We start from the raw sequence: 13,471 nt of genomic DNA on the forward strand, positions 1-13,471 counted from the left end.
TGCACTACCTCTACAACTTCCTCGGCATCCAACCCGAACAGGACTTCGTCTCGGCACCGCTCACCCCCGGCAAACACACTCTCGGCATGGAATTCAACCGCGAAACCTCCGGGCAACACGGCGAATCCATAGGCACCACAACGCTCTACATCGACGGCCAACCCGTCAGCAAAGGCCCGATGCGCGCCCAACCCGCCAGATTCGGCCTCGCCGGCGAGGGACTCAGCATCGGCTACGACAGCGGCGACACCATCTCCCCGCAATACCAGAGCCCCGCCACCTTCACCGGAGGAACCATCCACAACGTCACCATCGACATCGGCAAGCAATCCTTCAACGACCTCCAAAAGGAAGCCGCGGCCGTCCTGGAAGGAAACTAGGCTCAGAACGCGATCTGCTCACACCGGGGCGGCCAATCCGGTTGCACCCCAACAGCTCTATCAGCGTCAAGGAAGTTGTAGGTCAGCGACGTACTCCAGGTTGGGATATGGGTCAGTTCCCCTTCCGGACACAACCGGTACAGCAGATCACCCGTCTACCTGTGGTTATCCAGGTGGGCGGGTGACTCTTTCGAGCCGAATCATCGCATAACCGCAGGTGGTGGCCTGTAGGGTGCAATACGGGTTCAACTGAGAGGACCCTGAAACCCATGGTCCGCAGGCCGTGCCCGTCCATGTCGACACCGTGCTGTCGCGATGGAAGGGGGGCGGCGTATTGCAGCAGTGTCGCCAGCGAAAGCGACTCGTCCTGCATGGTGCTCAGCATCGGAAAGTCGGTTCCTCTCATCGCTTTTCGGGTGCGTCAGCCGTGGCGCAGCACAGTTAGGGTGGCGAGTAGCTTGTCGATCTTGGCCGTGCGGGCGAAGGTGGTGAGTGCCAGCACCGCCGGGAAACGGCGTTTGGCGACGGATTTCGCGTAGGTGAACTCCTTGAGCCCGTCGGGTCCGTGGATGCGGCCGAAGCCGGACTCGCCGACCCCACCGAATGGCAGTTCGGGCAGGGCCGCGAATAGGTAGACCAGGTTGACGCCGGTCATGCCGGAGCGCAGTCGCCGGGCCAGCTCCTCGCCGCGTTGCCTGGAGAATACGGCCGACCCGAGGCCGTAGCGCGAGTTGTTGGCGCGTTCGACAGCCTCGTCCATGTCGCGAACCTTGTTGATCGCCAAGGTGGGTCCGAAGGTTTCCTCGGTCATGGCGAGCGAGTCCTCGTGGACGTCGGTGAGGACGGTCGGCTGTACTAGCCGGTCCCCGACCGCGTCGAGCCCACCGATCAGCGTCCGCGCGCCCCGGCGCAGCGCGTCGGAGATGTGCTCGGCCACTACATGCGGCTGGGTGGGCATCGTCATGGGGCCGAGTTGCGCCTCCGGGTCGTCGCCCGCGCGCAGACCGCGCGCCAGGTCCCGCACCTTGGTGAGGAATTCGTCGTACACACGCTCGTGCACGTAGACGCGTTCGGTGCCGATGCACGCCTGTCCGGCGTTGGACAGCCCGCCCCACACCGCCGCCTCGGCCGCCGCATCCAGGTCGGCGTCGGTGTCGACCAACAGCGCGTCCTTGCCGCCCGCCTCGATCAACACCGGGGTGAGGGTGTCGGCGCATGCGCTCATGACCTTCTTGGCGGTGGCCGTTGAGCCGGTGAAGGCGATCTTGTCCACGCCCGAACGGCACAGGGCCGCACCGGTTTCGCCGAAACCGGTTACCAGTTGCAGCACCGGGTGTTCGGGCACTACCTGCGCGAAGGCGTCCACTAGCCATGTGCCGACACCGGGGGTGAATTCGCTCGGCTTGAACACCACCGCGTTGCCCGCGGCCAACGCATACGCGATGGAGCCCATCGGGGTGAAGACCGGAAAGTTCCACGGTCCGATCACGCCGATCACGCCCAGCGGCAGGTACTCCACCGTCGCGCCGAGGTCGGCGGACATGAGGCCGGTAGGAACCTTCCTGCGGCCCAGCACCTTCGGAGCGTTGCGCGCCGCCCAGGCCAGATGGTCGAGCATCATAACGATCTCGAGCTGGGCGTCGGAGATGGGTTTACCGGTCTCGGCGTGCGAGATCTCCGCGAGCTGGGCCAGGCGGCGGGCGATCACCCCGCGCCACTTCTTCAACCGCTCGGCGCGTTCACCGAAGGCCAGTTCGGCCCACCACCGTGCAGCTTGCTGTGCGCGCGCGACGGTTTCGTTCACCTGCCCGGTCGTGACCACCGGATGTGTGCCGACCACGTCGCCAGTGGCGGGGTCGAGCGAATCGAAGGTCGCGGCGACTGCTGTACTCACGGACTCTCCTCGGATTTCCTGGGTCTGTGTCGGCGGCGTCATGCGTGGCCGCCGCGAATCAGATCGGATGCCTTCTCGCCCACCATGATCGTGGCGGCGTTGGTGTTGCCACGGGGCACGACGGGCATGATCGACGCGTCGGCGATGCGCAGCCTTTCGATCCCACGCACCCGCAGTTGTGGGTCCACCACAGCGTTCTCACTGGTGCCCATCGAGCAGGTGGACACCGGGTGGTACAGCGTCTGGGTCCAGGCACGAACATGGTCGGCCAGCTCCTCGTCCGTCGCCCCGTCGACCCGGTTCGGCAGATAGGGCTGATCCAGGAAACGCGCGAACGAACGGTCTCCTACGATCTCGAACACACGCCGCGCGCCGGCGACCACCGCCGCCATATCGGCCGGATCCTCGAAATAGGCGGGATCCATCTCCGGCTTCCACGCCGGATCCGCCGACCGCAGCCGTAATCTTCCTCGGCTGGCGACATTCACCAGAGTCACACCTGCCGTGAACATCTGGCCAACCGGCTCGCGGAATCCGTTGTCGTAGAACCCGGTCGGTGCTACATGAATCTGAATGTCCGGCGCGGCAATCCCATCGCGGGAGGCAAAGAACGCGCCGCCCTCGCCGACGTTCGAAGACAGCGGCCCGCGTCCGGTCAGTTTCCACTGCATGAGCCGGGCCGGATTGGAGAAATCAGTTAGATCCGAGGTGCCGCGTGTGCGCCAGAGGAACGGCGTCACCGGGTGGTCGTGCAGGTTCTCTCCGACCCCGGGCAGATCCACTACCACCTCGATGCCGTGCTCACGCAGGTGCGCGGCCGGTCCGATGCCCGAAAGCATCAGCAGCTGAGGCGAATTGATCGCACCACCGGACAGCACGACCTCGGCATCGGCAAAGGCGTTGCGCGTCGCACCACGCTGCCGATACGAGACCCCCATCGCCCGGGCGCCGTCCAACAGCACCTTGGTGACGAAGGCGTGCGAGCGCACGGTCAGATTCGGGCGCGACAGTGCCGGGCGCAAGTAGCCGTCCGCGGTCGACCAGCGGCGGCCGTTCTTGCAGGTCACCTGATACTGGCCCGCACCTTCCTGTTCGGCGCCGTTGAAATCGTCATTGCGTTTCAGGCCATGCGCGACCGCAGCCTCGATCCAGGAGTCGGTCAGCTCGTGGGTGAAGCGCCGGTCCTCCACGTGCAGCGGACCTGCTGTGCCATGGAATCGGTCACGCAGCCGGGTATTCGATTCGGCCCGGACGAAATACGGCAGCACGTCCTCGTAGCCCCAGCCCTCGGCTCCAAAGTCGTCACGCCAGGAGTCGAAGTCGGCCTTGTTGCCGCGAATGTAGATCATGGCGTTCATCGACGAGCAGCCGCCCAGCGCTTTCATCCGCGGCCAGAACGCGCGGCGGCCTGCCATATGCTTCTGTTCAGTGGTCTCGTAGTTCCAGTCCCACTTGGTCTTGAACAACGAGGCGAAGGCCGCCGGAATGTGGATCTCGTCGGCATCGTCGGTCCCGCCCGCCTCCAGCAGCAGCACTGACACCGATGGGTCCTCCGACAGCCGGGCGGCCACCACCGCACCGGCACTGCCTGCCCCGATGATCACATAGTCGAAGCGGTCCTTCTCGCTCAACGTTCTCCTCGCCTCCTGGCCGCTCGGTAGTGACGCCGGTCACTGCCATGTCTCCCCGAGGCTAGGGCGGACCACCAGCGAATTCCTATGTCCGGCCGGGCCGCTTTTTTGATATTTTTGGCCAGTGACCATCCCCCCGAAGTCGTCGTGACGGCACGCACTGCACTGCGCACACCCACCAGTGCGCTACTGATCACGCGGCTCGCCACGGAATACGGAGTAAGCGAGCAGGACTGTCTGCGTCGCACCGGATTGCGCGGCGACGATCTGCGCGGTGGGACACTCGTGACCGGTGCGCAGGAGATCGCTCTCATCTCCAATGTGCTGCGCGCGCTACCAGACATCGCCGGGCTCGGACTGCTGGCCGGTCTGCGCTATCACGCCACCGCGCACGGTATCTGGGGTTATGCGCTCATCGCCAGTCAGTCCTTGCGCGATGCCATCGAGGTGGGGTTGCGCTATCTGGAGCTGTCGTATTCGTTCTGCCTCATCACCGCCGTGGAATCCGCTGACGAGGTGTCGCTGGTGATCGTGCCCGAAGTAACCAATCCTGCGGTGGCCCGTTTCGTCGCCGAACGAGATATCGGCATCATCGCCACGCTGTACCGCGACATCGCCGGACCGACCGCGCGGCTGCACACCGTCCGGCTGCCCTACCCCGAGCCGGAGTCGGATGCCACCCGTCGGATAGCCGAAACTCTCTCTTGCGCAGTGCAATATGACTGCGACCACTACGCCGCGGTCTTCGACCGGAGCACCGTGGACGACCCGCTGCCGCAGGCCGACCCCCACACCGCCGACCTCGCCGCCGGACAATGCCGCGATCTCGCCGCCGCGCGCAGGGCCCTGACCGGCACCTCGGGCCAGGTGCGCGACGTCATCTTCGCCCAACCCCGCGGCCCCCTCGCCGAAGCCGAAGCAGCTGCCGCCCTGCACCTCTCCACACGCACACTACGCAGAAGGCTGGCCGCCGAGGGGCACTCCTTCCGCTCCCTCCTCGACGAGGTCCGCAGCGCACTGGCCTGCGAACTGCTCTCCGGTACCGATCTGCCCACGGCCGCCATCGCCGACCGCCTCGGCTACTCCGAATCCGCCAGCTTCACCCGCGCCTTCCGACGCTGGACCGGGACGTCGCCCCTGCGCTGGCGAAAGGCGCAACCGTCCCCGGTCTGAAAGGCCGAATCCGGTGCCACGCTGCACCGCGACAACCAGGAAGGCGATCCCCACGGCTAGCCAGCAGCACGCGGTGACGACCGACTGCTCGTAGCCGAAGAGGCTGCTGGTGATCCAGGTCGGTCCGGACAGCTCTGGCGAGGGCTTCGGCACGGCGGGCTTGGACCTCGGCTATCCACTGCGCCACCAGATGCGGGTCGGCTCCAGCTTCCAAGGCTGCCCGGTGTCGCGCCCTCGCGAAACCCATGCGCGAAGGCGACACGATCCTTGGGCAACGCAGCGTCGTGAGCGAAGACCTGTTCACCATCTTCAGCACCACCTGCGATATCTACCTGGGTGGCCACCAAGCCCGCAGTGCCTCCGACATTCGGTCACTAGTACATAGAGCCCGACGCAGTGCGCGCCGCTGGGACAGATCCGCGACACGCCAGTGACGTCAGGTCCTGCCGACCACCGCGACGATCAGCGCGGCAAGTTCACCTTTAGCTTCGTCGGGGGACAGCATTCCCGCCACCGCCGCGCGCGAAAGCGCCTCCGCAGCACCGAATATCGCCGTCATCGATGATTGCGCTAGTTCACCGGAGGCACCGAAGGGAACAAGCATCTCCCGGCATCGTTCGAAATATGCGTGTTCCGATTCACGCTTGACCTGCTCGAGCTCCGGTGAACCCTCCAGCGCTGCGAGCACACCCACCAATTCACGCCCCTGCGCCAGCGCACATCCGACGTACGAGTTGGCGATGGCGTTCGCGCGCCCATCCAGCGTCTCGGCCGTGGCCTCGCGATACTCCTCGAGCATCACCTTCTGACGGTCGTCGAATTCGCTGAAGAGCGCGGCCAACAACGCGGCGCGAGACGCAAAATGGCTGTATACGACCGGTTTTGCGACGCCTGCACGTTCGGCCAACCGGCCGAGGGTCAGCGCGTCCGCACCCTCCGCTCGCACCAGTGCCCACGACATCTCTACAAGCTGGTCGTATCTGTCGGCCCGCGACAGTCTCGTGCGTGCCATCGGCCACCTCCTTGCGTTATGTACTAATAGTAACCTACTCTCGGTACATAGACGCCCCGCTCGCCGAAGGAAACGCTCATGACCGCACTCGTCGTAGTGTCCCATTCCGATACCAACTCACTGACCCAGCATGTCGCCCGAGCTACCGCCGACGCGATCCGCGCCGCGGGTGGTGAAGTCGACATCGCCGACCTGAGCGCCGAGAACTTCGACCCGCGATTCTCCGAAGCCGATCTGGACCTATTCCGCGGCAACGGGACTGCACCCTCGGACGTGGTAGCCGAGCAGAAGCGAATCGATCATGCAGAACATCTGATTCTCGTGTTTCCGGTGTACTGGTGGTCGGTACCCGCACTACTCAAAGGCTGGATCGATCGCGTCTTCGTCAGCGGGTGGGCTTACGAATTCACCCCGGGAAGCGAAATCGTGAAGAAACTGGACCGGCTCACCGTGCACCTGATCCCCGTTGCAGGCGACGACGCGGAGAGTTTCGAACGCCACGGTGTGTACGAGGCCTTCCGAACGCAGATCCAGCGCGGCATCATCGAATACTGCGGTGCCACAGTAGGCTCGACGAACTTCGTGCACGAGTCGGACACGAAGAGCCGCGACACCCTCGCCGCAGAGATCCGTAACCTCAGCGAGAGAATCGCGGCTCGCATCGCCGGCCTGGCAAGCACAGCTGCCCGTTGACGGTCCGGCTACGACTACCCTCAGGCGACGAACGTGCCCCACGGAATTCATCGTTTGCGCGGGAAGAACGACCACTCTGTCGACTCTCACGATGGCCTGACCTCACACGCCGCACAGACGGCCTTGTCAGCGCTTATCCCGCCCCCAAAACCCGCTTATTCAGCAGTCTCCTAGTACCCGGTCCGGGGTGAGCCGGGCCCGCAGATCGCGGTCCGCGCGTACTGCTGAAGACTTCGTGTTCACGGTCGTTCGTCCCGTTCGTATCGACGGAGCAACTCGCGGATCCGAAGACAGTTTCGTACTACCGTCGGCTAAGACTGACCACAATGGCCAACATGAAGCCCGTCTTGTGCCGACGGCTCGGCATGCGGGCACTGGTGCGCCGCGCCGCGCCACAAAGATCGCTGATCCTCACCGCAGGCAGCCTGTCGGTGGATCCGGCCCGACGAAGCTTCATCCCGGTGGGCTCTCACCGCGGTTGTCGTTGACCGAACTCGAGGCGCTCGGGGTTGATGTGGCGATCTACTCCACGCCGTGCCTGTTCGCGGCGCACGCGGCGATAACCGAGGCGCTGGTGAGACTGCGCGCCGAGGATGGCCGCCTGCCCGAGGTCGGTGACAACGATGTCGGGGCGGCCTCGTCGATGGCCTTGCTGGCGGCCAACCTCTCCCGCCACACCGCCGCCGCGACCATGTCGGCACGGTGACGGGCCAGCGGCAGTGATTCGGGCGCAGCATATCGACTCGACTGCCGCGTCGCGGCGCCAATGCCGGGCGGCGATCCGGCCGAGATTTGAGGGCTCGGTGCGGAATGCCGAATGATCCGGTCACCACCGCAACGCGGGATCCTCGTGATGGGGGCGTTGCTGCAGACGGGCTGCTGCACGTCGGATTTGGTGATGGCGAGGTAGCCGACCACAGCGAGGATGAGCGCATCGGCTCACTGCGAGTTACACACTCGCACAACGAGTTTCGTGACATTCGCCACGCATCGCTCTGCATTGCGTCACCATCCTGTCGCCGGGTCCCGAGACTCAACTCATTACCCGACTTCGTGGACGACGACCTCGGCGCGCGCTTGCAGGACCATCCGCGGCACCGACATGTTCGACATGTGCCCCTGTAGTGTGATCACCGCGTGCGCCGCGGCGCGGCGGCATTCCTGAAGCAGATCTACGAACACTGGTGGAAGCAGTCCGGTCTCCGGCGGCGGTTCATGGAACACGGTACCCAGCTCGTAGCCGAGCGAGCGGGCAGCAGCCCGTAACATGTCTTCACCCGAATCCCGGTCGCGATCACCGATCAAGTCATCGCGCAAGTACCCGTAGGCCAGAGGGAGTAGTGCAGTCATCGTAGAAGCCAGTTCCGCATCGACCGGCCACCGCAGACAATCGCCTGCGCCAGCCGGATGGATATGTTCGCCGTAGCCTTGCTGGCAAAGCCGAGCTCGGCACTGGCAACACCCTTATCCAGTTGATGACCGCGACCCCGCTGGGCGTTGTTGCCCGCCTCGGTTCCACGTCGTTGTGCACCGCAAGGTCGCCGTCGTCGCTGACGGGCAGAATCGCGCGGTGGAACGCTCCTAATCGACACCTGTGCCCGCCGACACCTTTCACGGTCGTCGCATAGGTAGGCGACGCACATCGGCAAAGTACGCGACTACATACCTAGATGGGTTGGGCGGATCGCCATCGCCTGACCGAGGATTTTCACCGACACTTTGACATATCACCTCGCAGTGGCAGTGTGCTGTGGTCAGGCCGGGGTCCCGCAGCGTGCAATTCGGACACTGGTCGAAACGCCGCAGGCTGAGTCGTGGTGAAGCGATCGGCTGGTGCTGGGCCTGCGGTGTTTACTCGAGCATCGGACCGGTAGGGCTTCCATAGGCCCGCGCCAGGGTTCGTCTCATCGACGGCCCGCCCGATCGGCGACCTCGCAGCCCCGCAAGCCCTCGGACATCCCGGTCCGGGTCCCCGCTGGGCGGGGCAAGCCGCGATAGGCTCGACCGGCCTCGATCCAGAGTCGAGGACGCTCCACTCGCAGCACACTTCGGCCCCGGACCCTGCACCGGGGCCGAAGTGTGCTGCCACGACCAGCTCCGGCGAAATCCGGCGACGCGCCGCGGCTGCCTTTTCAGATCAGAGTCCGGGCCGCGCGGGGGCACCGGCGCGGGGCCTGGCCGGGTGTTTCGCCGTCAGTTCGTGGTTCGATGCCGGTTCCCTTGATGGCTTTGCGCAACACCGCCTACCCCGGCGATCTCGTAGCCGAAGAACCGCGCCGCCTCGCTGGTGGTTCGCCCACGTCGTAGGCGATATGTCGCAGGATGGCCACGACAAGGGGAAGTCCACGACGACTCAGCGGAAGTCAAACGGCATCGCGCCGGGCATTGAGAACGAATGTTGTTGCCGCTGGTCGCCATTCAGTCGATCCGATCTCAACACAATTGCATCTAAGGCATAGGGGCGGAAAGAGACCCCAAGGGGTCCCCCGCCGCCCGATACCTATCGGCGAAGGGTGGATTGCCGGTAGAGGTTATGTGCTGGGGCTGTTGCGGCAGTTGTGGCGGCGGGACCGCGCGGAGCAAGCCGAGGGTGTGTCGGTCGTGCAGCCGCCAGGTCGTCTGGTAATTGAGGGCGTGATCATGGTCGTCCTCGGCCGCGTGTGCCACGATCGCGTGCGCCCCTTGGGCCGGTGTGTGGTACCAGCTGCCGATCAACGGGCCTGTAACCACATGCACCGCTGTGGTGTCGGGGTCGAGCAGGGCATCGGTGCGTTCGTTGCTGTAGATGGCGAATATCGGTACCGCCGAGGCGTGATCGGGTGGGGTGCGGTGAGTGCTCGTGCGGCTTCCCGGGCGATGTCGAGCCACAATTCGACGCTGTCGGGCCCGTGAGCGGCGGCGCGGCACACCTCGTGCAGAGCTGCCGCCAGCGTGGCGTCGCGCCCCGAAATCGGTTGCCGGAGTGTCGGTGTAAGGGCAAGCGCGGTGATCGTGTCGTGTTCGCAATCCCAGTGCTCGCGCTGCGCCTGATCGAGTTCACCCGCGTCATGCGGCAATTGCGGACGTTCGAGGCCATTGTGCGGAACACGGCCATGCTGACGTCGGTGGCCACCGCGCCGTCTCCGGTCGTGGTCGCGATGTACCAGGGCGGCGGTGCGGGTCTCGGATATCTACACCATGGGATTGCTTCCCGGTGTTCGCGGTCGACACGGAGGAACCCGTGGATAGCCGTGCCGCATCCGTCGAATAGCTGGATGTCCGCTCGTCATGGGCGATAGGCTAGGCACCGTCGAAAGGTGAGTCGATCATGTCCGATGCTCACAGCCATACCGAGAGGATTGCGCGCGGCTGATGATCGACGACGCCGCGAATCGTACCCGCCGTGACGTGAGCATGACGGTAGCGGAGGAGTTGCGTGCGATCGGATTCGAAGACGCCGAAGAGATCGGTCGCGGCGGTTTCGGTGCGGTTTATCGCTGTCGGCAGGTGGGGTTGAATCGCACGGTTGCAGTGAAGGTCCTGACCGGGGAATTGGACGAGGAGAACCGGGCGCGGTTCGTGCGGGAACAGCGGGCGATGGGCCGGCTGACCGGGCATCCCAATATCGTCACCGTGCTGGAGGCCGGTGTTACCGGCGACGGGCGGCCCTATTTGGTGATGCCGTATTACCCCTTGGACTCGCTGGCTGCGCGGATCCGGCGGCGCGGTCCGCTTCCGGTGGATGACGTGCTGCGGATCGGGGCCGGGATCGCCGGGGCGCTCGAGAGCGCGCATCGGCTGGGCATCGTGCATCGCGATGTGAAGCCGGGCAATATTCTGTTCACCGATTACGGTGGACTTGTCCTGACCGACTTCGGGATCGCGCGCATCCCCGGCGGGTTCGAAACGGTTGCCGACATTGTGACAGCATCGCCGGCGTTCACCGCGCCGGAGGTGCTCGAGGGCCGCACGCCGACTCCCGCCGCCGATGTCTACGGGCTCGGTGCCACCTTGTTCTGCGCGCTGACCGGGCATGCTGCCTACGAGCGGCGCAGCGGTGAGCAACTGGTGGCCCTGTTTGTGCGGATCAGCCGGGGGCCGGTGCCAGACCTGCGCGATAGCGGCTGCCCAGCCGAGGTGTGCACTGTCGTGGAATCGGCGATGCACCGCGATCCCGAGCAGCGGCCCTCCGCAGCGGAGCTCGGCGAGGCTATCCGGCAAGTGCAGCAATTCTGCAGCTACCCGACTGGCGAGATGGCCCTGCGCAGCGACCCCGCCGCCGCCCGCGACCACGAGCCGAAGAACCGTCAGCCGACCTCGTCGCGAACCATAGGACGCAGCGGCAACGTGCTGCCCGAGTTGAACAGCTTCGTCAACAGGCGCGCCGAGCTGACCGAGCTCAAGCACCTGCTGACCGAGTCGAGGCTGGTGACGCTGGCCGGGATGGGCGGCGTGGGCAAGACCCGACTGGCGCTGCGGGCGGCCTCGGCTGCTCGACGCGATTTCGCCGATGGGGTGTGGACGATCGATCTGGACGACGTGCGTGATCCGTCGCTGGTGGCTCCCATCGTCGCTGCCGCGCTGGGCGTGCGGGTCGATTCGGCCCGGCCGGTCGATGACACGCTGGTCGAGTTTCTGCGATCCCGTGAAACCCTGCTCGTCGTAGACAATTGCGAGCAGGTTGCCGAGTCGATGGCAAGCCTGGCCGAGACGTTGTTGTCGGTGTGTCCGGGATTGCGGATCCTGGTCACCAGCCGCGAGCCGCTGGATATCAGCGGAGAAGCGGTGCGGCGGCTGCAGCCGCTGAGCGTTCCTGCCGCCGGCCGCGAGCCGATGCTGCGAGAGCTGTGCAAATACGATGCGGTGACGCTGTTCGCCGATCGCGCTGCGGCAGTCGTGCCCGGCTTCACGCTGACCGAGGAGAATAAGGCCGCTGTGGGCGGAATCTGTTCCCGGCTGGACGGGTTGCCACTGGCGATCGAACTCGCGGCGGCTCGGATGCGCGCCATGTCGCCGGACCAGATTCTGCTGCGGCTCACCGATCGGTTCGCGCTGCTCACCCGGGGCTACCGCACCGCGCCGACACGGCAGCAGACCTTGCGGTGGTGCATCGACTGGAGTTATCAGCTGTGCACCCCGGCTGAGCAGCTGCTGTGGGCCCGGTTGTCGGTGTTCGCCGGTGGTTTCGAACTCGACGCCGTCGAGGCGGTGTGCGGTGCCGATACCGAGGCGGCAGAGCTGCTCGATGTGCTGTCCTGGCTGGTGGACAAATCGGTTGTGATCAGGGAAGAACCCGCGGGTGCGGTCCGCTTCCGGATGCTCGACACCGTACGGGACTACGGGCAGGACAAGCTGCGCGAGGCCGGTGCGGCGGAGGATCTGCGGCGTCGGCACCGGGACTGGTACCGACGGCTGGTGCTCGATGCCGAGGCCGACTGGATCAGCGACCGGCAACTCGACTGGCTGGCCCGGCTCGACCGCGAGCAGGGCAACATCCGTGCAGTACTCGAATTCTGCATGTCCGACTCGACCGAGCAGTCAGCCGAAGCGGGGCTGCGCATCAGCGCCGCCTCCTTCGTGTTCTGGAGTTTCCGTGGCTTGTTCGGTGAAGGCCGCCGCTGGCTCGACCGCGCCCTGGCCCATCCCTGCGTACGTTCGACAACCGACCAGGTCCGGGCGCTGCACGCCAGCGTCTTCATGGCCACGCGGCAATGGGACCTCCAGACGGCAGCCACCCTGCTCGCGCAGGGGCGTGTGCTCGCCGAGCGCGATCCCACGCCCATGAATCAGGCGCTGATAGCCTATGCGGAGGGTGATCTAGCTCTCTATCTCGATGAGCCCGCGCGTGCGGTGTCGTGTATCAATCGAGCCATCGAGGTGCTGAGCTCCGACCCGCGAGGATGCCTGCACGTTACTGCGTTGCTGTTGCTCGGTGTGGCGCACGCGCAGCAGGGCGACACCGGACGGGCAGCCGAGTGCCATCAGCGGATCCTGTCCATCACCGAGGCGTGCGGCGAGTCGTTGTTCCGGTCGACCGCTCTGGGGATGACCGGGATCGCGGCGTGGCAGCAGGGTGAGAGCTCCCGCGCACAGGATTTGCTGCGGGAATCGCTGCGGCTCAACCAGCGCATGCGCAGCCTTCTCGTCGCGGCACTGGATCTCGAAGTGCTGGCGTGGATCGCGGCCGGCACCGACGACCGGCGAGCCGCCGTGCTGATGGGCGCTGCGGCAAATCTGATGCGGACCAACCCCGGCGCGGCGATCTACTTCCCGCAGATGGTCGAGGCCCACCTCGACTGCGAGCGTGTCGTGCGTCGCAGGCTCGGTGAAGTGCGCTTCGATGCGGCGTGGCGACGCGGCCAGGCAATGAGAATCAACGCCGCGGTCGTTTACGCGCTGAACGAAGAACAGTCGGTCGGCACACCACCCGCCGGCGGGACGACATTGACCAAACGTGAACGCCAGGTGGCAGACCTGGTCGCCGAAGGGCTCACCAACAAGCAGATAGCATCCCGGCTGGTGATCTCCCCGCGCACCGCAGATACCCACGTCGAGCACATCCTGGCCAAGCTCGGGTTCACCTCTCGCGCCCAGATCGCGGCGTGGATCGGGGAAGCGACCCAGCATGAGAGCTGATCGCGTGCCTGCTGCTGAGGCGCACCCGGTTCAACAGACCAAGGAGACACGCTGCATTCGGCTACTACCGTGC

Annotated in this window: 9 protein-coding genes and 1 pseudogene; 5 read left to right on the top strand and 5 right to left on the bottom strand. The window is 65.5% G+C overall.

Annotation, left to right across the window (positions count from 1 at the left end; genetic code table 11):
* Positions 1 to 380: pseudogene (locus tag ABZ293_RS33455) on the top strand (arylsulfatase); the annotation flags it as partial.
* Between the two features lie 421 nt (positions 381 to 801).
* Here the strand turns inward: ABZ293_RS33455 and ABZ293_RS33460 are convergent.
* Both ABZ293_RS33460 and ABZ293_RS33465 read right to left on the bottom strand, forming a co-directional pair.
* Complete coding sequence (locus ABZ293_RS33460; RefSeq protein WP_355187273.1) at positions 802 to 2,316, bottom strand: aldehyde dehydrogenase family protein; 1,515 nt, start codon at positions 2,314 to 2,316, stop codon at positions 802 to 804.
* On the bottom strand, positions 2,313 to 3,905 hold the full coding sequence (locus ABZ293_RS33465; protein WP_355187275.1) for a GMC family oxidoreductase N-terminal domain-containing protein: 1,593 nt from the start codon (positions 3,903 to 3,905) through the stop codon (positions 2,313 to 2,315). The genes ABZ293_RS33460 and ABZ293_RS33465 overlap by 4 nt, the downstream gene beginning before the upstream one ends.
* Before the next feature lie 147 nt (positions 3,906 to 4,052).
* On the opposite strand from ABZ293_RS33465, the gene ABZ293_RS33470 reads away from it, so the two are divergent.
* Positions 4,053 to 5,078 (top strand): AraC family transcriptional regulator, encoded by a 1,026-nt coding sequence (locus tag ABZ293_RS33470; protein WP_355187277.1) that lies wholly within the window; start codon positions 4,053 to 4,055, stop codon positions 5,076 to 5,078.
* A 436-nt stretch (positions 5,079 to 5,514) separates the two neighbouring features.
* On the opposite strand, the gene ABZ293_RS33475 is transcribed toward ABZ293_RS33470, so the two are convergent.
* On the bottom strand, positions 5,515 to 6,090 hold the full coding sequence (locus ABZ293_RS33475; protein WP_355187279.1) for a TetR/AcrR family transcriptional regulator: 576 nt from the start codon (positions 6,088 to 6,090) through the stop codon (positions 5,515 to 5,517).
* 78 nt (positions 6,091 to 6,168) lie between these two features.
* Between ABZ293_RS33475 and ABZ293_RS33480 the strand changes: the two genes are divergently transcribed.
* Both ABZ293_RS33480 and ABZ293_RS33485 read left to right on the top strand, forming a co-directional pair.
* Entirely contained in the window at positions 6,169 to 6,783 is a 615-nt protein-coding gene (locus ABZ293_RS33480) for an NAD(P)H-dependent oxidoreductase (protein WP_355187281.1), read from the top strand.
* Positions 6,784 to 7,267: 484 nt separating this feature from the next.
* On the top strand, positions 7,268 to 7,489 hold the full coding sequence (locus tag ABZ293_RS33485; RefSeq protein ID WP_355187282.1) for a hypothetical protein: 222 nt from the start codon (positions 7,268 to 7,270) through the stop codon (positions 7,487 to 7,489).
* Between the two features lie 335 nt (positions 7,490 to 7,824).
* On the opposite strand, the gene ABZ293_RS33490 is transcribed toward ABZ293_RS33485, so the two are convergent.
* Both ABZ293_RS33490 and ABZ293_RS33495 read right to left on the bottom strand, forming a co-directional pair.
* On the bottom strand, positions 7,825 to 8,133 hold the full coding sequence (locus ABZ293_RS33490) for a hypothetical protein (protein ID WP_355187283.1): 309 nt from the start codon (positions 8,131 to 8,133) through the stop codon (positions 7,825 to 7,827).
* A 1,098-nt stretch (positions 8,134 to 9,231) separates the two neighbouring features.
* On the bottom strand, positions 9,232 to 9,651 hold the full coding sequence (locus ABZ293_RS33495; RefSeq protein ID WP_355187285.1) for a hypothetical protein: 420 nt from the start codon (positions 9,649 to 9,651) through the stop codon (positions 9,232 to 9,234).
* 525 nt (positions 9,652 to 10,176) lie between these two features.
* On the opposite strand from ABZ293_RS33495, the gene ABZ293_RS33500 reads away from it, so the two are divergent.
* Positions 10,177 to 13,398 carry a protein kinase gene (locus ABZ293_RS33500; protein WP_355187412.1) on the top strand — a complete coding sequence of 1,074 codons (3,222 nt, stop codon included), beginning with the start codon at positions 10,177 to 10,179 and terminating at the stop codon, positions 13,396 to 13,398.
* The last annotated feature ends 73 nt before the right edge of the window (positions 13,399 to 13,471 follow it).

Source organism: Nocardia sp. NPDC005998, assembly GCF_040614395.1.
GTDB lineage: Bacteria > Actinomycetota > Actinomycetes > Mycobacteriales > Mycobacteriaceae > Nocardia.